Source organism: Paraburkholderia sp., from assembly GCF_035656215.1.
GTDB lineage: Bacteria > Pseudomonadota > Gammaproteobacteria > Burkholderiales > Burkholderiaceae > Paraburkholderia.
In genome coordinates this window covers 1-18,441 of record NZ_DASRSY010000145.1, presented here as the reverse complement: position 1 = coordinate 18,441, position 18,441 = coordinate 1, and the positions used below count along the sequence as shown (strand labels likewise).

The 18,441-nt window shown below is 62.8% G+C and carries 18 protein-coding genes, 1 other RNA gene, 1 pseudogene and 1 riboswitch; of the genes and pseudogenes, 10 read left to right on the top strand and 10 right to left on the bottom strand.

The annotated features are described in order from the left end of the window. Positions 1-1,138 (bottom strand): cobyric acid synthase (locus tag VFE81_RS08445; protein ID WP_325044165.1); only part of this gene is annotated, 1,138 nt, incomplete at its 3' end. Positions 1,139-1,356: 218 nt separating this feature from the next. Between VFE81_RS08445 and cobU the strand changes: the two genes are divergently transcribed. From cobU to VFE81_RS08425, 4 genes are read left to right on the top strand one after another with little or no spacing between them, the layout of a single operon-like run. Further along, the gene (gene cobU, locus VFE81_RS08440; protein ID WP_325044164.1) at positions 1,357-1,911 is read left to right on the top strand and encodes a bifunctional adenosylcobinamide kinase/adenosylcobinamide-phosphate guanylyltransferase; all 555 of its coding nucleotides are present in this window, start codon (positions 1,357-1,359) and stop codon (positions 1,909-1,911) included. Next, positions 1,911-2,846, top strand: coding sequence for an adenosylcobinamide-phosphate synthase CbiB (gene cbiB, locus VFE81_RS08435; protein ID WP_325044163.1), 936 nt, complete (start codon positions 1,911-1,913; stop codon positions 2,844-2,846). Before cobU ends, cbiB begins: the two co-directional genes overlap by 1 nt. Beyond that, positions 2,839-3,876, top strand: a complete 1,038-nt coding sequence (gene cobD / locus VFE81_RS08430) for a threonine-phosphate decarboxylase CobD (RefSeq protein ID WP_325044162.1) — start codon at positions 2,839-2,841, stop codon at positions 3,874-3,876. Before cbiB ends, cobD begins: the two co-directional genes overlap by 8 nt. Next, the gene (locus tag VFE81_RS08425; RefSeq protein WP_325044161.1) at positions 3,873-4,784 is read left to right on the top strand and encodes a cobalamin-binding protein; all 912 of its coding nucleotides are present in this window, start codon (positions 3,873-3,875) and stop codon (positions 4,782-4,784) included. The genes cobD and VFE81_RS08425 overlap by 4 nt, the downstream gene beginning before the upstream one ends. A gap of 36 nt (positions 4,785-4,820) precedes the next feature. On the opposite strand, the gene VFE81_RS08420 is transcribed toward VFE81_RS08425, so the two are convergent. The 7 genes from VFE81_RS08420 to VFE81_RS08390 all read right to left on the bottom strand — a co-directional run bounded on the left by VFE81_RS08420 (position 4,821) and on the right by VFE81_RS08390 (position 12,784). Beyond that, on the bottom strand, positions 4,821-6,236 hold the full coding sequence (locus tag VFE81_RS08420; RefSeq protein WP_325044160.1) for a Fic family protein: 1,416 nt from the start codon (positions 6,234-6,236) through the stop codon (positions 4,821-4,823). Positions 6,237-6,458: 222 nt separating this feature from the next. Beyond that, entirely contained in the window at positions 6,459-7,049 is a 591-nt protein-coding gene (cobC, locus tag VFE81_RS08415) for an alpha-ribazole phosphatase (protein ID WP_325044159.1), read from the bottom strand. Further along, positions 7,034-7,810: an adenosylcobinamide-GDP ribazoletransferase gene (locus VFE81_RS08410; RefSeq protein ID WP_325044158.1), complete on the bottom strand. Its 777-nt coding sequence runs from the start codon at positions 7,808-7,810 to the stop codon at positions 7,034-7,036. The genes cobC and VFE81_RS08410 overlap by 16 nt, the downstream gene beginning before the upstream one ends. A gap of 60 nt (positions 7,811-7,870) precedes the next feature. Next, positions 7,871-8,932 (bottom strand): nicotinate-nucleotide--dimethylbenzimidazole phosphoribosyltransferase, encoded by a 1,062-nt coding sequence (cobT, locus tag VFE81_RS08405; RefSeq protein WP_325044157.1) that lies wholly within the window; start codon positions 8,930-8,932, stop codon positions 7,871-7,873. 37 nt (positions 8,933-8,969) lie between these two features. Beyond that, positions 8,970-9,809 carry an ABC transporter ATP-binding protein gene (locus VFE81_RS08400; protein ID WP_325044156.1) on the bottom strand — a complete coding sequence of 280 codons (840 nt, stop codon included), beginning with the start codon at positions 9,807-9,809 and terminating at the stop codon, positions 8,970-8,972. Next, positions 9,806-10,861, bottom strand: coding sequence for an iron ABC transporter permease (locus tag VFE81_RS08395; RefSeq protein ID WP_325044155.1), 1,056 nt, complete (start codon positions 10,859-10,861; stop codon positions 9,806-9,808). Before VFE81_RS08395 ends, VFE81_RS08400 begins: the two co-directional genes overlap by 4 nt. A 27-nt stretch (positions 10,862-10,888) precedes the next feature. Beyond that, positions 10,889-12,784 (bottom strand): TonB-dependent receptor plug domain-containing protein, encoded by a 1,896-nt coding sequence (locus VFE81_RS08390; RefSeq protein ID WP_325044154.1) that lies wholly within the window; start codon positions 12,782-12,784, stop codon positions 10,889-10,891. A 90-nt stretch (positions 12,785-12,874) separates the two neighbouring features. Continuing rightward, a riboswitch (cobalamin riboswitch) is annotated at positions 12,875-13,131 on the bottom strand. A 207-nt stretch (positions 13,132-13,338) separates the two neighbouring features. Between VFE81_RS08390 and VFE81_RS08385 the strand changes: the two genes are divergently transcribed. The 5 genes from VFE81_RS08385 to VFE81_RS08365 all read left to right on the top strand — a co-directional run bounded on the left by VFE81_RS08385 (position 13,339) and on the right by VFE81_RS08365 (position 15,781). Next, positions 13,339-13,695, top strand: a complete 357-nt coding sequence (locus VFE81_RS08385; RefSeq protein WP_325044153.1) for an ATPase — start codon at positions 13,339-13,341, stop codon at positions 13,693-13,695. Beyond that, the gene (locus VFE81_RS08380; protein WP_007175941.1) at positions 13,692-14,006 is read left to right on the top strand and encodes a cell division protein ZapA; all 315 of its coding nucleotides are present in this window, start codon (positions 13,692-13,694) and stop codon (positions 14,004-14,006) included. Before VFE81_RS08385 ends, VFE81_RS08380 begins: the two co-directional genes overlap by 4 nt. A gap of 110 nt (positions 14,007-14,116) precedes the next feature. Next, a non-coding RNA gene (ssrS, locus tag VFE81_RS08375) (6S RNA) lies at positions 14,117-14,298 on the top strand. A gap of 95 nt (positions 14,299-14,393) precedes the next feature. Continuing rightward, positions 14,394-14,852, top strand: coding sequence for an EVE domain-containing protein (locus tag VFE81_RS08370; RefSeq protein WP_325044152.1), 459 nt, complete (start codon positions 14,394-14,396; stop codon positions 14,850-14,852). 197 nt (positions 14,853-15,049) lie between these two features. Continuing rightward, the gene (locus VFE81_RS08365; RefSeq protein ID WP_325044151.1) at positions 15,050-15,781 is read left to right on the top strand and encodes an SIMPL domain-containing protein; all 732 of its coding nucleotides are present in this window, start codon (positions 15,050-15,052) and stop codon (positions 15,779-15,781) included. Positions 15,782-15,959: 178 nt separating this feature from the next. Here VFE81_RS08365 and lgt read toward each other — a convergent pair whose 3' ends face one another. Beyond that, positions 15,960-16,865, bottom strand: coding sequence for a prolipoprotein diacylglyceryl transferase (gene lgt, locus VFE81_RS08360; protein ID WP_325044150.1), 906 nt, complete (start codon positions 16,863-16,865; stop codon positions 15,960-15,962). 131 nt (positions 16,866-16,996) lie between these two features. Continuing rightward, positions 16,997-17,980 carry a LysR family transcriptional regulator gene (locus VFE81_RS08355; protein WP_325044149.1) on the bottom strand — a complete coding sequence of 328 codons (984 nt, stop codon included), beginning with the start codon at positions 17,978-17,980 and terminating at the stop codon, positions 16,997-16,999. 215 nt (positions 17,981-18,195) lie between these two features. Between VFE81_RS08355 and VFE81_RS08350 the strand changes: the two are divergent. Beyond that, positions 18,196-18,441 (top strand): annotated as a pseudogene (locus tag VFE81_RS08350) (dihydroxy-acid dehydratase); the annotation flags it as partial.

Below are 18,441 nucleotides of genomic sequence, written 5' to 3'. Positions count from 1 at the left end.
GCAACGCGAGATGTCCCGTCACATTCTTGAGCGTTTTTTCGCGCGTCAGCACCGTCGAATAATCGAGCCAGCCGAGGCCCGCGCTCGTTCCGGGTGCACCTTCCACGCCGTACGGATCGGCCACTTCGCGTCCGAGCATCTGCATGCCGCCGCAAATCCCGATTACGCGCCCGCCGTAACGTAAATGCCGTTGCAGCACCGCATCCCAGCCTTGCGCACGCAGAAAAGCCAGATCGCCCGGCACATTCTTCGAGCCCGGCAGGATGATCAGATCGGCGTGCGGAGGCGGCGTGCCGCTTCGCACGTAATGGAAATCGACCTGCGGATGCGCGCGCAGCGCGTCGAAATCGGTGTGATTGCTGATGTGCGGCAACACCGGCACGACCACCCGCAACATCCGGCCCGTTTCGCTGCTTTGCGCAGCGCGCAGTTCGGGCGGCAGCATGTCTTCGGCATCAAGCGTCAGACCGTGCAGGTAAGGCACCACGCCGAGCACCGGCTTGCCGGTTTTCGCTTCGAGCCAGTCGAGCCCAGGCTTGAGCAGACTGACGTCGCCGCGAAAGCGATTGATGATGAAGCCGCACACACGCGCCTGCTCGCTTTCCGACAGACACGCGAGCGTACCGGTCAGATGCGCGAACACCCCGCCGCGGTCGATGTCGGCCACCAGCACGACCGGACAGTCGACCGCTTCGGCGAAACCCATGTTGGCGATATCGCGGTCGCGCAGATTGATCTCGGCGGGACTGCCCGCGCCTTCGACGAAAATCGTGTCGTACGCCGCTTGCAGACGCGCATACGATTCCAGCACGGCTTCGAATGCGACCGGCTTGTAGTCGTGATACGCGCGTGCATCGAGATTCATGCGTGCCTTGCCGTGGATGATCACTTGCGCGCCGCGGTCGCTCATCGGCTTGAGCAGCACCGGGTTCAGATCGGTGTGCGCGGCAATGCCCGCGGCCACCGCCTGCAAGGCCTGCGCGCGGCCGATCTCGCCGCCGTCGACCGTGACCGCGCTATTGAGCGCCATGTTCTGCGGTTTGAACGGCGCGACCCGCACGCCGGCGCGCCGCGCCAGCCTGCACAAACCCGCGACAAGCGTGCTCTTGCCCGCATCGGACGTGGTGCCCTGAATCATCAGCGTGCCGCGCGGCACAGGTACGGCGTCATGCGGGTTCGAAGTCGTGGTCACGGAATATCGGGCTCGGCGGTGGATAGGCAATGAAGTGACAACTAAGCGGCAACGACGCCGTGATACGCAATAGCGCGGTACCCCAGCGAATCCTCAATGCAGCGATTTGAACGCGGCATTATCCCATCGTGCCGGCGCGCGCTGCACGCCGGTACAATCACGCGATGATTCCCCGCGACCTCACCTTCGTTCTCGGCGGCGCCCGTTCGGGCAAGAGCGTGCACGCCGAACAACTGGCGAACAACAGCGCCCTTCCCGTCACGTACATCGCCACTGCGCGCGTGGCTGACGACGCCGAATTCAGCGCGCGCATCGCGCATCATCGTGAGCGGCGTCCGGCGCATTGGGCTTTGCAGGAAGCAGGTGTCGATCTCGCCGGCGTCGTGACGCAAATCGACATGCCTGACCACTGCATTCTGATCGACTGCCTGACGCTGTGGCTCGCCAATCTGCTGTGTCCGCCTGACGGCGACGGCTTGCCAGTCGATCACTATCACGCACACTTTGCCGCTTTCGAAGCGGCGCTCGTCAACGCCAAAGGCAAGATCATCGTGGTCAGCAATGAAATCGGCCTGGGCGTCGTGCCGCTCGGCGCGGAAACGCGCCTCTATGTCGACGAACTCGGGCGGCTCAATCAGCGCGTCGCCGCGTTGAGCACCCAGGTCACGATGATGGTCGCAGGCTTGCCGCTCGCCCTGAAAACAGCAGGCAGTACGTGATGCTGTCGCTCCCTCTGATCGTTACGCTGGCAACGGCGGGCGTTGCCGTCGACCGTTGGCTCGGTGAGCCGCGCACCGCGCATCCGCTAGTCGGTTTCGGCAAATGGGCGAAGCGCCTCGAAACGCGCTACAACACCGGCCGACGCTTGCGGCTCAAGGGGCTGCTCGCGTGGTCGCTGGCGGTCATCCCGCCGGTGCTGATCGCCTGGTGGCTCGTCGCCGTGCTGCCGTTTTTCGCGGCCTGCGCGGTGCACGTCATGTTGCTGTGGTTCGCCCTCGGCGCACGCAGTCTGCACGATCACATTGCGCCGATTGCGCAGGCACTGGCGAAACGCGACCTGACGCAAGCGCGTCTCCTGACCGCGCGCATCGTGTCGCGCGAAACCGCTCATGCCGACGAAGCGGCGCTGTCGCGCGCCGCCGTCGAATCGGCACTGGAAAACGGCAACGACGCGATTTTCGGCGCGCTGTTCTGGTTCGCGATCGCGGGCGGTCCGGGCGCGCTAGGGTTTCGTCTGGCCAACACGCTCGATGCCATGTGGGGCTATCGCACGCCGCGCTATTTGCGCTACGGCTGGGCCGCCGCGCGGATCGACGATGTGCTCAACTGGATTCCCGCTCGCCTCACCGCGGTCAGCTATGCGTTGCTCGGCGACACGCGCACCGCGCTGCGTTGCTGGCGCGAACAGGCACCGCGTTGGGACAGTCCGAACGCCGGGCCGGTCATGGCGTCGGGCGCGGGCAGTTTGAACGTGTTGATCGGCGGCCCCGCGGTGTATCACGGTGTGCTTGAACACAGACCGGCGCTCGGCTTTGGACATCCCGCGAAGGCAAGTCATGTCACGGCGGCCTTGATGCTGGTCGAACGCACGGTCATTCTCTGGCTAGCGGTGCTGATCGTGCTGGCTCTGCTGAGTGTGCCCTTTCATGGTTGATCGAACGACCGGTCATCAAGCGGATACTGGCACCGCGTTCAACGCCGTGGTTCACGGCGGCAATCTGCACGAAGCCGCCGAGCGTTACGGCATTCCGTACGCGCAATGGCTCGACCTGTCGACGGGTATCAATCCGCACGGCTATCCGGTGCCGCCGGTTCCCGCCGATGCGTGGCGCCGCCTGCCCGACGAAGGTGACGGCTTTGCCGCCTGCGCCGCGCGTTACTACGGCGCGCGCGACGCCGCGCATGTGCTGCCCGTGGGGGGAAGCCAGGCGGCGATTCGCGCGCTGCCCTCGCTGCTGCCACGCGGCCAGGTGGGCATCGCGACGCTCACGTACAGCGAATATGCACCCGCATTCGAGCGGGCCGGACATGAGGTCGCGCCACTGCATGTGTCCTGGGAAACTTTGCCCGACACGCTCACGCATGTGGTCGTCGTGAATCCGAACAATCCGACCGCTGAGCATCTGGGCGCCGGCCAACTGCTGCACTGGCATACGCAACTCGCCGCACGCGGCGGCACGCTACTGGTCGACGAAGCTTTCGCCGATACGATGCCTGCGGCGTCGCTCGCGGCAAGCACCCATCGCGGCGGCTTGATCGTGTTGCGTTCGCCGGGGAAATTCTTTGGGCTTGCCGGTGTGCGTGCGGGCTTCGTACTCGGTGCGCCGGCTTTGCTCGACGCATTGCGTCGTACGCTCGGAGCGTGGACGGTCAGCGGTCCGGCTCGTCATGCTGTCAAAACCGCGTTTGAAGATGAATTGTGGCAACAGCAGATGCGTATGCGGCTCGACGCCGAAAGCGCCCGTCTGGTGAATCTGTTGCGTGCACAAGGTCTTGCCACCCACAGCACGCCGCTCTTTGCATGGACCGACGACGCGCGCGCCGCCGCGCTGCATGAAGCATTGGCACAACGTGGCGTGTGGACACGGCTCTTCTCGGCATCGGGCAGTGTGCGCTTCGGGCTGCCCGCGAGCGACGCGGAATGGGCACGTCTCGAAGAGAGTTTGCGCGAGGCTGTCCGATGATTCGACTGCAGCGCTTCGCTATCGCTGCAGCACTTTACGCGAGCACGCTGCACGCGCACGCCGCAATCACCGTCACTGACGACACCGGCGCAACCGTCACCTTGCCCGCGCCCGCACAGCGCGTCATCAGTCTTGCGCCGCATGTCACCGAATTGCTCTATGCCGCGGGCGGCGGCGCGAAACTGGTCGGCGCCGTGTCCTACAGCGACTATCCGCCTGAAGCGAAGCAACTGCCGCGCGTTGGCGACAACAAGGCGCTCGACCTCGAGCGGATTGTCGCGTTGAAGCCCGATCTGATCGTCGTGTGGCGGCATGGTAATGCGCAGCGGCAACTTGATCGCCTGCGCGAAATGCATGTGCCACTGTTCTTCAGCGAACCGCATCATCTCGACGACGTTGCCGTGTCGCTGACCAAGCTCGGGCAATTGCTCGGCACTTCGCCGACCGCCGATGCAGCGGCGGCCGCATACCGCCAGGACATCGCGCGATTGCGCACGCAGTATGCGAGCCGTGCGCCTGTCAGCGTGTTCTACCAGGTATGGGATCAGCCGTTGATGACGCTCAACGGCGAACACATGGTGAGCGACGTGATTGCGCTATGCGGTGGCCGCAACGTGTTTGCGAAACTCGAACCGCTGGTGCCGACCGTCTCGACCGAAGCGGTGCTCGCAGCGAATCCGGAAACGATCGTCACCACCGCGCCCGGCGCCACCAAACCGGACACGACTTTGCCGCAACTGGGCACATGGCGAGCGTGGCCGAGTCTGACGGCGGTGGCGAACAACAATCTGTTCGCCATCGACGGCGATCTGATCAATCGGCCGGCTCCGCGTATTGCGCAAGGCGCGAAGCAGATGTGCGAAGACCTGGAACTGGCGCGCTCGCGCAGGAAGAGCGGCGCACAGTGATGCCGCGGCGAAAGTCGTGAAGCGGAAAGCACTGCATTACCGTGAGACGGCGTCTGCTCGCTTGAACGGCCAACGCTCGAATTCGGAAAGACGTAACCGGTAGCGCGCGACGTTGCCAAGATAGAGGTGATCGAGATCGGACTGGATCGCATCAACGAACGAAGACAAATCGTTCGCGTCCACCAGATCCTGCGCGAGTGTTTCGATCTCGCCGCGCGTGCCGGCAACGCCGCCGCGAATCACCTCCTGCACCACCTGTATCAACGCATTGCGATACTTGAGCCGGAACGCGTCCGGCTCGCCGATCGATTGGCGAATCGCCAGATAGCGCTGACACGAGCGTTCGTATGCCCAAATGAAAACATCGCGTAGCAGATCGACGCGATTGGTTTCATAAACGCCGAGCGTGCCCTCGATATACGCCTTTTCGGGAACGTCGACGAACGACAACGGACACAGGTTCTGCCGGATTAACGGAATGTTCGCAGTCAGACGCGAGACCCGTTTGTTGACGTCTTCGAATGGCTGCAGATAGGGCAGGTGCACCATGCTGAAAAAAGCCTGCTCGAAAGGATCGTCAATTTGTGCCGCCTTGTTCAGCAGTGCCTGAAAGCACTCCGCGATCTGCTGCGGCACGGCGAGCGGGAAAAATACGGTGCCGCTGATCTCCACTTCGCGCTCACGCAAACGGCCACTGGCAAATGGGTCCGACATCAGGTTGTCGGAGAGAATTGCGTGAAGGTTCAGCACGGTGAAGCGGTTGAAGCCCACCTCATCAGCGCTCTCGACAATCATCTCGATCGCGGCCTTGTGGTTGAGGATCATCTGCGTTTCCTGAGCCTCCTTGCCTTCCGCAATTTGCCCCTGCTCGATCAGCCGCACCGTATCGAGCCGCGTGTACGTATTGCCCTCGAGTCGCGACGACGCCCACGACAAATCGATCAGAAGCCGGCTCATGATGTCGCGCGCGTACGTACCGGCCGGCCGCGCATCCGCCGACGTGCGCCCCCATTCGTGCAGTCGTTCGCGCTGTACCTGCGATAGATACGCGTCCTGATTGGGACGATAGCGCTCCAGAAACGCGCGGTTGTAGCCAACAGGCCGACGCTCGTGCAGCGGCTTGTTCACCGCTGCGCGAACTTCCAGACCTGTCGCCGACACCGGCACGTAGGCTTCGCCGGCCGTGCTTGCGCCTGCAAGGGCTTGAGAAGGAGAAGCGACGTTGCCGAAAGCCGAACCCTGCTTATAAGCGACCGCCCGGCCTGCGCCCTCTGATGTGATCCGGCCGGCTTCCAGCAACACGTCAAGGCGACGTTGCAGCGTGCGGCGTGGCATTGGATGCCGCCGTGCGGCAAGTGCCACGGCGAGCGCGCGGACGCCCTGCCCCTTATCGCTTGTCGCGATAAGTTGCTCGATCAGATCCAATTCCCGTTTGATTCCGCTGCTGTTCATGCGCGCCACCGTAGAGCCAATGTGGCGCGATTAGTCTTATTCGCGCCACTTTTCTCATATTATTGTGGCACAAATCGAGTTAATCGCGCCACTTTCAGTCCAAAAAGTGGCGCGATTTTGGGTTTTCGCGACAAAACTTACAAAAAAGTGGCGCGAATGTCGCCGAGACTGGCGCAATTCGCAGCCGGCGGCACACGCCGCAAGTCACCTCCTCCAAACCCTTCACGCATTCCACCTCACCAACGACCACTGCTGCACCTGCTCATCCCTGCGCAACCACACAACTCCGGTCATCTCCAGCGACCAGCGCAGACTGCGTTCCAGCGGCACGTCCAGCACCAGCGACGCGATCGTCCGCATCACCCCGGCATGCGTCACCACATACGCAGGCGACAGCTCACGCGTCTGCGCGAACGCGTCGAACCACGCCCGCACCCGCGCGACGAATTGCGCGACGCTCTCGCCGCCATGCGCCCGCGCGTGCTCGAAGTTAGCCGCCCAATCGTCGAGCAAGCCGCGATCGATCGCATCCCAGCGCTGCTGCTCCCAATCGCCGAAGTCCATCTCTTTCAGACGATCGTCATGACTGAGCGCGCAACCGAAATCGTTCGCCATGACCGCTGCCAGCGTCGCGCAACGCGTCAGCGGGCTCGACATCAGCACACGCGGCGGCGGCACCTGCAAGGTCGCAAGTTTCAGTGCAAGGGCACTCGCGGATATTTCGACGTCTTCGGCAAGCGCCACGTCGCTGTGGCCGTAGCACACACCGGAATCGAGCGCGACGGCAGGATGACGAATCAGAACGATATCCATGCGAGCCCCACGAGGTAGATGCTCAGTTCAAAGATCTGTTGCGCGAAGCCGAGGCAGTCGCCGGTGTAGCCACCGATGCGCCGGACGAAATAGCGGCCCAATGCAAAGCGCAGTGCGACCAGGACGGCGAGCGTCATACACGCGAAGCGCCAATTCGGCGAATCGAGCCAGTTCGGCCAGAGCAGCAATGGCAAACCGAACACGGCCGCGCAGAGCAACGCGGGACCGCTCAAGCGCTGCGCAACCGGTTTGGCTTTGCCTTCGGCACGCACATAGTCGAGTGTGGCCAGATAGCTGATTGCAAACACGCGGCTCGCCGCATGCGCTGCAATCATCAGACTTGCGGCGCGCACCGGCGGCAACGCAGCGAGCGTTTGCCACTTCAATGCGAGTGCGACCACGAGCGCGATGGCGCCGAAAGCACCGATGCGGGAATCATGCATGATGCGCAGCACGTCCTCGCGCGTATAGGCGCCACCGAACGCATCGATGCAATCGGCAAGCCCGTCCTCGTGAAACGCGCCGGTAACGAGAAGCGACACAGCCATCGACAGCAGTACCGCCACGCCCGCCGGAAAGACATGCAACGCCGCGAGATAAACCAGCGCGCTCAATCCGCCGATCAATAGACCGACAAGCGGAAAATAACGCGCCGCCGCATTCAGATAGTGCGGCTCAAAACCGACCCAACGCGGCACCGGCACGCGCGTGAAATAGCCGAGCGCCGTGAAGAAATAGCGTAGTTCAGTGAGCGGGTTCATGAGCGAGCGCGGCGCATGCTTCTACATGGCGGCACTTTGTATGACAGCGCCTTTGACAGATCACACATCGCGATTCGCGACGCCGGCCGATTCGAAGCTCGCCATTTCGTTGACGAACGCTACCGCCGCGCGCAGCAGCGGCACTGCGAGCACCGCGCCGGTGCCTTCGCCGAGACGCATATCGAGCGAGAGCAATGGCAGCGCGCCGAAATGATCGAGCATGCGCCGATGCCCCGCCTCGTTCGACGCATGCGCGAACACGCAATATTCGCGCACCTCCGGTGCGAACGCATCGGCCACCAGCAATGCCGAAGTCGCGATGAAGCCGTCGACAAGGATCGTCATACGGGCTTGCGCAGCGGCGAGATACGCGCCCGTCATCATGGCGATTTCGAAACCGCCGAAAGTGGCGAGCACGTTGAGCGGATCGTTGGAAACGGCGTGATGCGCGAGCGCCGACGCGAGTACGTTGCGTTTTTTTGCGAGCCCCGCGTTGTCGAGACCGGTCCCACGGCCGACGCATTCGTCGATCGGCACGCCGCACAGGCGGCTCATCAGACACGCGGCCGACGACGTATTCGCAATGCCCATTTCGCCGAAGCCGATCACATTGGTGCCGAGCGCCGCGTGATGCCGCACGCGAGCCGCGCCTGCCTGCATCGCGGCAAGCGTCTGTTCGTGCGTCATCGCGGGTTCGTGTGCGAAGTTGCGCGTGCCGGCCGCAACCGGAATGTCGATCAGACCTTCAGTCGACGGCAGCGGCGTCGCAATACCTGAGTTGACCACTTCGAGCTCGACGCCCGAGACGCGGCTCAAGGCATTGATCGCCGCGCCGCCCGCGAGAAAGTTAGCGACCATTTGCGCGGTCACCGCTTGCGGATAGGGGCTGACGCCTTCCTGCGCAATACCGTGGTCGCCGGCGAACACGATCATCGCCGGACGTTCGACCGTGGGGTGCGTGATCCGCTGGATCAACCCCATCTGGCGCGCAAGCGCCTCGAGCCGCCCAAGACTGCCGGGCGGCTTGGTCTTGGTATCGATGATGTGTTGCAGTTCGGCACGCAGCGTTTGATCGAGCGGTTCGACTTCGGTCAATCCCGACAAACCTGGCAAAGAAGTCATAGACGTTTCTAAAAGAGAGAATGTTTTGATGAAGCGGTTAGCTTGCCGGTGTGTCATAGCCCGCAGGCGATTCGTGACGCAAGCGCGGCGCGGGAATCAGCGCCTCATGCTCGCCGTCGCGAATCAGAATCAGCGGATAACCGAACGCGCGGCTCGTCAGCGTGGGCGTCAGCACGTCGTGCACCGGTCCAGCATACGCGCCGCCGTTGCCGTCGAGCAGCAGCGCATGCGTCGCGAAGCGGCGCGCGAGGTTCAGGTCGTGACACGAAAACACCACTGTACGCCGAGGCTCGTGCGTCCAGGCGGTCAGGGCTTCGAGACAGTCGATCTGGTGGTGCAAGTCCAGATGCGAGAGCGGTTCGTCGAGCAGCAACAACTGCGCCTCCTGGCACAACACCGCCGCCAGCGCGACGCGTTGCCGTTCGCCGCCCGAAAGCGACAGGACGTCGCGCGCAGCGAATGTGGCGAGACCCAATGCGTCCAATGCAGCGTGCGCGGCCGCACGATCGCCCTCGCCCTCCCAACCCCAGCCGGTCAGATGCGGAAAGCGGTTCAGCATCACGATATCGAGCACGCTCGCGCTGAACGCGTCCGCGGCACTTTGCGGCATCAGCGCGCGACGCTGCGCGAGCGGCAACGGCGGCCAGTCGGCGAGACACACGCCGTCGAGTTCGACATGTCCCGCCGCGGGTTGCGCCAAACCGGCGAGCGTGGATAGCAAGGTCGTCTTGCCTGCGCCGTTGGGCCCGGCGACACACCAGATCTCACCTGCGTAGAACGTATGCGTGAACGCGTCGAGCAAGGTGCGCATGCCCGCACGCAAGGTCAGGCGTTGCGCGCTGAGCGCCGAATGCGGGGCGTGGTGTGCATTCATCATCGGCGCCTGCGCAACAGCATCCACAAGAACACCGGCACGCCGACGATCGACGTGATCACGCCGACCGGCAATTGCCCCGGCGCAATCACGGTCCGCGCGATCAGGTCCGCGCCCATCACCGCGACGCCGCCACCGAGCGCCGCAGCGGGCAGCAGCATGCGCTGATCGTTACCGAACGCGAGCCGCAGCATGTGCGGCACCACCAGACCGACAAAACCGATCGTGCCCGCCGTGGTCACCGCCGCCGCGGCCGCCAGCGACGCCACCAGGTACACGCGCAAGCGCAGCGGCATCACGGCGACACCGAGCGCCTGCGCGGCGGCGTCGCCTCGCAGCAGCACATTCAGACGCGGCGCAACGGGCACGATCGCCACCAGCACAACGACGAGCGCAGCGAGCGCCGTCCACGGCATCGCGCCACCGTTCAGATCGCCGGTCAGCCAGAACAGCATGCCGCGCAGACGATTGTCCGGCGCGAGATTGAGCAGCAAGGTAATGACGGCGCCCCAACCGGCTGCGATCACCGCGCCGGTCAACAGCAAACGCGGCGACGTATCCTGCGGCTCGCCGCGCCACAACTCGCGGCGCGCGAGGCCAAGCACCAGCAGGATCGATACGAAAGCACCGGCGAACGCGCTGGCGTCGACGATCCACCACGCGCAACCGGCGATCATCGCGACCAGCGCGAACGTCGCCGCGCCGCCCGACACGCCTAACACGTAGGGTTCGGCCAATGGATTGCGCAACAGCACTTGCAGCAGCGCACCCGCCAGCGCAAGCAGCGCACCGCATGCGAAACCCGCGACCGCGCGCGGCAAGCGCAGCTTACGCACGATCTCACCGGCGAGATCGGCAGACTCGATATGCGCCCCGTGCGACGGAACGAGCGCCGCCAGCACGCGCGCCGGCGCAAGCGACACGCTGCCGAGCGCGAGCGACGCCAGCAGCACAGCCAGTGCGACTCCCGCGAGCGCGAGCCAGATCGCGGCCGCGCGCTTCGCGCTCATCACGCGTAGCGTGGTCGTGGGCATCGGGCTCGAGCCTCGGTTCATCAGCGCCTTCTCACGCACGTATGTTCGTCACTGCTGCTGCCAGCCGATCGTGACATACGCACCGCGCCGCGGCGAGTTATACGAGTAGGCCGTTTCATAGTCCTTGTTCAACAGGTTCTGGATTTGCGCGGCCACGTACCACGCCTTTGTGATGTTGTAGCGCGCCGACAGATTCACCACACCGTAGCCGCCCAGTGTGCCGCTGCTATCTTCACGGGCGCCGCTGACGATCCACTCGCCGCCGACACGCCACCCCGCAATGCGGCGGTTCACCGCCAGCGAGGCGAAGCGCCGTGCACGCCGCACGAGATCGGTGTCGCTATCGAGATCGACCGGATTTTGCAGCGTCACCGACGCGCGCACATCCGTCTTGCCCACATGGCCGCTCCACGATCCTTCGAGCCCCTGCACCTTCGCACGGCCGACGTTCTCGGCCAGATAAATGCCGGGCGTCACCTGCCGGTAGTCGATCAGATTCGAATAACGCGTCTGAAACGCGCTCAGACGCATCACGCCAAGCGCATGCGATGCGTACTGCAGCGCTGCTTCGATCGAATGGCTGCGCTCGGGCTGGATCGACGAATTGCCGCTGATCGGGTAGTACAGATCGTCGAAGCTCGGCGCACGGAACGAATCCGAATAGCTTGCAGTCGCCTTCCAATGCTCGGTGAGGTCGAAACCGTAGCCGAGATAGTAACTGTTCGCCCCGCCGAAATCGGAATACTGATCGTGCCGCACATTGGCCTGAATATGATTGCGTCCAAAGCGCCCTGTATAGCCGACAAAGCCCGAATCCACATGCCGGTCGGGCGCCGCGAACGTATCCGAGTCGAGGCTCTGATCGAGATGCTCATAGCCGACCTGCAGTTTCTGTTGCGCGGCGAGCGCGAAATCGTTTTGCCACGTGTACTGGCGATTGTCGGTATCGAAGCGGCCGTTGTAGATGCCATTGGTATTCGACACGCTGCGGTCGTCGCCTTCGGAAACCACGAAGTGCGTGGTCCACCAGTCGGTCAGCTTGCCGTTCGCGAACACCGACACCTGGCGCACTTTGCTATACAGGTTGTTCAGATCGGCCGGCACGCCGTACGCGTTGTCGTAGCTGTTATTGCCGTTCGACTGGAAATAGGTGACGCCCGCATCCCACCTGTCGTTGAACTTGTGGCGCAGCGAAGCCGAGAGGCTTTCGTTCAGATAGCCGTTCGCATTCGGATTCGCGCTGGGCGCCTGTGCCGGATTGAGCGACGAGAAGCCGTCGTCTTTCGAGCGCGCGAGCGAGATGCTGAAGGTCGTGTTGCCGTCTTTGTCCAGCGCGCCGTTCACGCCCACCTGCTGCGTTTGCGTGTGATAACTGCCGTAGCCCACCGAAAAATTGAAGCGCGGAGGATGGTCACCGCCGTCTTTAGTGAACACCTGTACCACGCCGCCGATCGCGCCGGAGCCATAAAGCGCGGACACGTTGCCGTTCACGACTTCGACGTGGTCGATCTGGTCGAGCGGAATCTGCGCGAGTTGTGGTGTGCCCAGACTCACCGAATCGACCCGCACGCCGTCGATCAGCAAAAGCGATTGCGTCGGCGATGCGCCGCGCAGAAACAGGCTCGCTGTGGAACCCGGGCCACCGGTGCGCGAAATTTGCGCACCGGGCGCGAGTTGCAGCAGACCTGGCAAATCGGCCGCGGTCGTATCGGCGATGTCCAGCTGATCGAACAGCGTGGTCTGCGGGATCGCATCGGCGAGCGGCTGCGGCCCGCGCTCCGCGGTAACTACAACGGGCGACAACACCGCGGGGGACGAATCCACAGCCCCCGAATCGGCAGAGGCAGATGAAGACGGCGACGAAGAAGAAGCAGCTTGAGCATGCACGACGAGCGGCAGGCTCGCAAAGGCGAGCAACGCCGCGCGAGCGATTGGGGACAGCATGGGGTGGTATTCCTGTGGATAGCGTGCGCGGCCCGCTTCCCCGCGGGCCGATGCGTAACGAGGCGCCCGCGCTATTTTACGTTTGCGTGGGGCGATCCTCTCCCTCTGGCCGGTATCCGGGCTGGCGACACATCGATCCCGCCTTCCCACGCGTGACGCGCAGTGGCACACTCGTATGTTCAGCTTCAAACACGCGATCAGGATCGACCTGCATGACGTATGCGGTCGCTTACCGTTGCGGGGGCAGCGCAGGTTCGCGCGTTCTGGCGAGGCGCGCGCCCTGCTTCCCGTTTAACTGCGCGCACTATGGAAAAGCACGCGCGGGCACCAGAGTGCGGCCAGTTTAGGAGCGGCCCTCGAGTCCGTCAAGAATGGTTAATCCGCGCGCAATCTGTTCTGTTATGTGCAGGTTATTGTCCGATGCACGCGTCGTTTTTCATCATATGGTCGATAAAAGCCTGCACAAAGCGATGTTGTTACGTCTCGAAACGAGACAATTGTCGGAACCTGCGACATTCCGCGCTAAAATGCGATGTCTTTAGAGGACGCAGCAGATGCTCACCGAACTCGAAACACTTTCACAGAATATCGGCAAGCTGATCACGATCAGCCAACGCCACAATGAAGCGCGGCTCGCGCTCGAAGATCAGCTCGCCCAAACGCGTGCCGAAGCCGAGGCCACGCGCACTGAACTCGCGTTGATGCGCGAGGAGCGCGATGCACTGCAAGCGGAACGCGACGCGCTGTCGGCAAAGATCGACGACGCACAGGTACGCCTGAATGCGATCCTCGAAAAGCTGCCGCGGGCTCGTGCGCACAGCGAGCCGGACAATCAGCTCGATCTGCTCGAGGCCGCGCCGCAAGAGGTCGAAGCGGAGAGCGACGCCACCCGCCATGGAGAAAATGCATGACCACCAAGCAGATCGAAGTATCGATTCTCGGCGTGCCCTATCGCCTCGCCTGCTCGCCGGAAACGGAAGGCGCGCTGCTTGAAGCGGTTGCACGCGTCGACGCCGAGATGTCGAAGATCCGCAACAACAGCAACGTGCGCGGCACGGATCGCATTGCCGTCATGGCTGCGCTGTCGCTGGCATCGGAACTGCTTAAGCTGCAAAGCAGCGTGCGACACGGAGAAGCATTTCCTGCCGAAGAAATCCGGCGTACAATGCATCAAATGAACGAACAACTGGGTACTGTGATTCAGCAGTACAGCATGCAGTAAGTACCCAGCAGTCTCGAATAATTTCAAGTAGCCGGTCCTGAGATCGGCTGCGAATTCAAGCGGAATGCATGAGCAAAGACTCACGTAAACAATTGAGTTCAATCGGTTTGTCTTCCCTGCCTGGTTCGCCAAGGTCATATATTCCTTGAACCAATGCCATGTGCACGGTTGTGGAAATTTGTAGCACGGGTGTGCGCGTCACTCTGTCTGATGTACCCGAAGTGCTGCTAACTGCGACCAATTCTGAACCCCCGGTTCAGGATGCCGGCCTAGCGGCTAAGGTGGGGATCTTATTCAAAACGGCATCGAACTTCGGTTCGGTGCCGTTTTTCTTTGGGTCTCGGTTTTTCTTCTGTATTCTCAAACCTTTAACGTTCAATTCGATTCATGCGCTACTGGCTAATGAAGTCCGAACCGGACGAAGCAAGCATCGACCATCTCGCCCAGGCACCGCAACACACGTTGCCGTGGACCGGCGTGCGCAACTATCAGGCACGCAACTTCATGCGCGACATGATGCAGGTCGGCGACGCTGTGCTGTTCTATCACTCGAGTTGCCCTGAGCCCGGCATTGCGGGGCTCGCGGAGGTGTCGTCCACCGCCTATCCGGACCCCACTCAATTCGATAAGAAGAGCCCCTACTACGACCCTAAGTCGTCGCAGGAAACGCCGCGCTGGCTACTCGTCGATGTGGTGTTCAAGAAGAAGATCCCGTTGATTCCGCTTTCCGCACTGCGCGAGCATGAGGAATTGAAGGACATGCGCGTACTCGCGAGAGGCAACCGTCTGTCGATCACGCCGGTAACCGAAGCCGAATGGCGCTTCATCACCAAACGTCTTGCTTGACGTTGCATACGCACATGCGACCCGCTGCTGCTGCAATCATGTGCAAATCTGCGCGCGGATATAGGCAAACGTTGAGCACACGTCAAATTAGGGAACCAAGCCCAGGTTACAAGCGCCTAACGGACTCGCAAACGTCGTGCCATTGCACGGTGTTCGCTCCAATCGTGCACAAACCTGTTCCAGCAAGGAGTCCAAGAATGACGAAAAACACCGCACGTGCACTCGCTCTCGCTCTCGTATGCGCCGCCCCTGCCGCGCTCGCCCTGACGCCGGCCATGGCCCGCGCGCAAGGCGTGACGCAGTATCAGCCCGCGGGTGTGCTGTCGCTGAATGCACAAGCAAGCGCGGAAGTGCCGCAAGACGTCGTCGATATCACGCTGTTCTATGAGCAGGAAGCGAGCGATCCGTCCGCGCTCACCTCCACACTGAATCAGCGCGCCGATGCGGCGTTGCAAAAAGCCAAGGGCGTGAACGGCGTAACGGCCCGCACCGGTTCCTTCTCGATCTACCCGTCCACCGACCGTGACGGCCGCATTTCCGCATGGCGCGGCCGTACGGAAGTCGTGCTCGAATCGCACGACTTCGCCGCGGCGTCGAAACTCGCGGGTCAGATGGCATCGATCATGCAGGTCGGCAACGTGCAGTTCTCCCTGTCGCCCGAAGCGCAGCGTGCTGCTGAGCAGAAGCTCACCGGCGAAGCCATCAAGTCGTTCCGCGAGCAGGCGGCTTCGTCGGCGCAGGCGTTCGGCTACAGCAGCTACTCGATTCGTGAAGTCAACGTTGGGCACAACGGCGTCATGCCGCGTCCGATGATGATGATGAGCGCACGCGCCATGAGCGCCGATGCGAAGGCATCCGCTCCAGTGCCGCTCGAAGGTGGTACGTCGACCGTGACGGTCAACGTGTCCGGCTCGGTGCAGATGAAGTAACGCGTTTTACGCTTGATGTGCTGCTTTGAGGCAGTAAAGTAACAAGCCACGGCATGCCGTGGCTTGTTTATTGGTCGCTCACTACGATAAAACGTAGCGGTCAGTTCACGCTAACCGACCGTAACGGTTCGCCCTGCGTCGACGATAAAACCGCATCCACTACGATAAACCGCAGCGCTCAGTTCGCACCGACCGCTTGCCCCGATTTACGCCGTGCACGGCGATAGGACCACACCAGTACGCCGATGCCAACGAGGATCATCGGCAGCGAGAGCCATTGGCCCATCGAAAGGCCCATTGCCAGAAGCCCAAGGAAGTCGTCCGGCTCACGCGCGAATTCCACCGTGAAGCGTGCGAGGCCGTAGCCGATCAGGAACACCGCGGAAATTGCGCCCAGCGGCTTCGGTTTGCGCGAGAAGAAGAACAGCACGAAGAACAGCGCCACGCCTTCGAGCGCAATCTCATACAACTCCGACGGGTGACGCGGCAGCATGTGATATTGGGCGAACACTTCGTTCAGATGCCATTGCGCGGCCAGTTGCGGATGCGCGGTGAGCCACGCGGCGTCGTCCGGTGCGGCGCTGGGAAACAGCATCGCCCAGGGCGCCGACGGATCGGTTACACGCCCCCACAACTCGCCGTTGATAAAGTTGCCGAGGCGCCCTGCCGCGAGCCCGGTCGGCACCATCGGCGCGACGAAATCGGTGACCTGCAGCCACGAGCGTTTGCGCTGATAAGCGAACAGCACCATCGCAAGCGTTACGCCGAGGAAGCCTCCGTGAAACGACATGCCGCCTTCCCACACCTTGAAAATGTCGAGCGGATGCGCGAAGTAAAAGCTCGCCTTGTAGAACAGCACGTAACCGAGCCGGCCGCCGAAAATCGTACCGAGCACGCCATAGAACAGCATGTCGTCGATGTCCTTGGCGGTCCAGCCTTGCGCGGCGACGTACGGCAAACGCAGCCGCAGCCGGCCGACAACGATCGCCGCGATGAACGCGACGAGGTACATCAGTCCATACCAGCGCACAGCGAGCGGCCCCAGATGAATGGCAATGGGATCGAAATTCGGGTGAATGAGCATCGTGTTGTTATGGGCAGTTCAGGTTCAGAAGCGGATTTCTAGTCGATTTTCAAGCAGCAGCCGGCGGTTTGCACACCATGCGGCATGCGTTGGACGGTTCGGTTTGCAATGCGTTCGCGGCAACGTCAAGCCTAATCACGAGGCGCCGCAAACCGCGCCTCGACAGTGGCCGCATGCGCTCGCACGATTTCGATGAAGCCGGCCAACACCGGACCCACCTCCGCCGTGCGCCAGACCAGCCCCGTCTCGATGGCCGGCACCGATTCGGCGAACGGCCGGTACACGACGCCGGTGCGGCGCAGGTTACGCAACGATTGCGGCACCAGTGCGACGCCCATGCCGGCCGACACGAGGCTCACGATCGTCTGCATCTGGATCGCTTCCTGCCCGATCCGGGGTACGAGACCCGCCACGCCGTAGCAATCCATAATGATGTCATAAAAGCCTGGCGCCAAACGTCTTGGGAAGATCACGAGCGGTTCGTCGGCGACGTCGCGCAGGCTAATCGGTGTGTCCAGCCACTCGGCGCGCGGGTCGGCATTAGACCCGGCGGCGCTGCCTACACGCGCCGCCGTTTCCGTCGACATCGCGATCACCAGGGGCTCGCGGGCGATCGGCAGCCACGAGAGCTGGGTGGCATGTCGCGACGGCAGCGGCGCGATCGCGAGACCCGCGTCGATGCGCCCGGCGACGAGTTCTTCCACCTGCACGTCGCCGGTGGCTTCGGTCAATTCGAGGCGTACCCGTGGGTGCCGTGCGCCGAAATCACGCAACAGCAAGGGCAGCAGGCCGTAGTCGGCCGTGGAGACAAACGCCAGCGACAGCGCGCCCGCCTCGCCTCGTGCGAGGCTCTGCGCCAGCGGCCGCAACCCCTCGGCACTCGCCAGCAGGCGCTGCACTTCCGGCAGGAGGTCGGCGCCCACCGGGGTGAGCTCCACCGAACGCTTGGTGCGCGCGAACAGCGCCACGCCAAGCGTCTCCTCCAGCGCGCGAATCGCTTGCGACAACGGCGGCTGCGTCATGGAAAGGCGCACGGCCGCCCGTCCGAAGTGCTTTTCTTCGGCGACGGTCACGAAATAGCGCAACTGGCGCAGATCAGGGATAGCGGGCAGCATGATTAATACATTTTACGACCTAATCGAGCCTGAATAATATATTGGACACACGCCTGGCAAATCTGCATCCTTGCGCGACGCGTCGGAACTAAACTGGACTGAAGCGCCGTCGTACCTGCCGGCAAGCGCATTGGCGACGTCGGCGTAGCGCCTGCCGCACCAGCTGGGCGGCAAACACGCAGCACGGATCAAAACAAAACAGATTGGAGTTCCCCATGGCATACAACCGTCGTTCGAAAAACATCACGCAAGGCGTGGCGCGTTCGCCGAACCGCTCGATGTACTACGCACTCGGCTATCAGAAAGACGATTTCGACAAACCGATGATCGGCATCGCCAACGGCCACTCGACCATCACGCCGTGTAACGCCGGCCTGCAGCGTCTGGCCGATGCGGCCGTCGCCGCGGTCAAGGGCGCCGACGCGAATCCGCAGATCTTCGGCACGCCGACGATTTCGGAC

What these genes read in the sequence shown, in the direction of transcription:
- cobC (WP_325044159.1), bottom strand. Translation starts at nt 7,049, where the DNA reads ATGGATATCGTTCTGATTCGTCATCCTGCCGTCGCGCTCGATTCCGGT.
- VFE81_RS08355 (WP_325044149.1), bottom strand. Translation starts at nt 17,980, where the DNA reads ATGCTGCCCGCTATCCCTGATCTGCGCCAGTTGCGCTATTTCGTGACC.
- VFE81_RS08410 (WP_325044158.1), bottom strand. Translation starts at nt 7,810, where the DNA reads ATGAACCCGCTCACTGAACTACGCTATTTCTTCACGGCGCTCGGCTAT.
- cobT (WP_325044157.1), bottom strand. Translation starts at nt 8,932, where the DNA reads ATGACTTCTTTGCCAGGTTTGTCGGGATTGACCGAAGTCGAACCGCTC.
- VFE81_RS08365 (WP_325044151.1), top strand. Translation starts at nt 15,050, where the DNA reads ATGACGAAAAACACCGCACGTGCACTCGCTCTCGCTCTCGTATGCGCC.
- VFE81_RS08385 (WP_325044153.1), top strand. Translation starts at nt 13,339, where the DNA reads ATGCTCACCGAACTCGAAACACTTTCACAGAATATCGGCAAGCTGATC.
- VFE81_RS08390 (WP_325044154.1), bottom strand. Translation starts at nt 12,784, where the DNA reads ATGCTGTCCCCAATCGCTCGCGCGGCGTTGCTCGCCTTTGCGAGCCTG.
- VFE81_RS08425 (WP_325044161.1), top strand. Translation starts at nt 3,873, where the DNA reads ATGATTCGACTGCAGCGCTTCGCTATCGCTGCAGCACTTTACGCGAGC.
- cobU (WP_325044164.1), top strand. Translation starts at nt 1,357, where the DNA reads ATGATTCCCCGCGACCTCACCTTCGTTCTCGGCGGCGCCCGTTCGGGC.
- cobD (WP_325044162.1), top strand. Translation starts at nt 2,839, where the DNA reads ATGGTTGATCGAACGACCGGTCATCAAGCGGATACTGGCACCGCGTTC.
- lgt (WP_325044150.1), bottom strand. Translation starts at nt 16,865, where the DNA reads ATGCTCATTCACCCGAATTTCGATCCCATTGCCATTCATCTGGGGCCG.
- VFE81_RS08380 (WP_007175941.1), top strand. Translation starts at nt 13,692, where the DNA reads ATGACCACCAAGCAGATCGAAGTATCGATTCTCGGCGTGCCCTATCGC.
- VFE81_RS08400 (WP_325044156.1), bottom strand. Translation starts at nt 9,809, where the DNA reads ATGATGAATGCACACCACGCCCCGCATTCGGCGCTCAGCGCGCAACGC.
- VFE81_RS08395 (WP_325044155.1), bottom strand. Translation starts at nt 10,861, where the DNA reads ATGAACCGAGGCTCGAGCCCGATGCCCACGACCACGCTACGCGTGATG.
- cbiB (WP_325044163.1), top strand. Translation starts at nt 1,911, where the DNA reads ATGCTGTCGCTCCCTCTGATCGTTACGCTGGCAACGGCGGGCGTTGCC.
- VFE81_RS08420 (WP_325044160.1), bottom strand. Translation starts at nt 6,236, where the DNA reads ATGAACAGCAGCGGAATCAAACGGGAATTGGATCTGATCGAGCAACTT.
- VFE81_RS08370 (WP_325044152.1), top strand. Translation starts at nt 14,394, where the DNA reads ATGCGCTACTGGCTAATGAAGTCCGAACCGGACGAAGCAAGCATCGAC.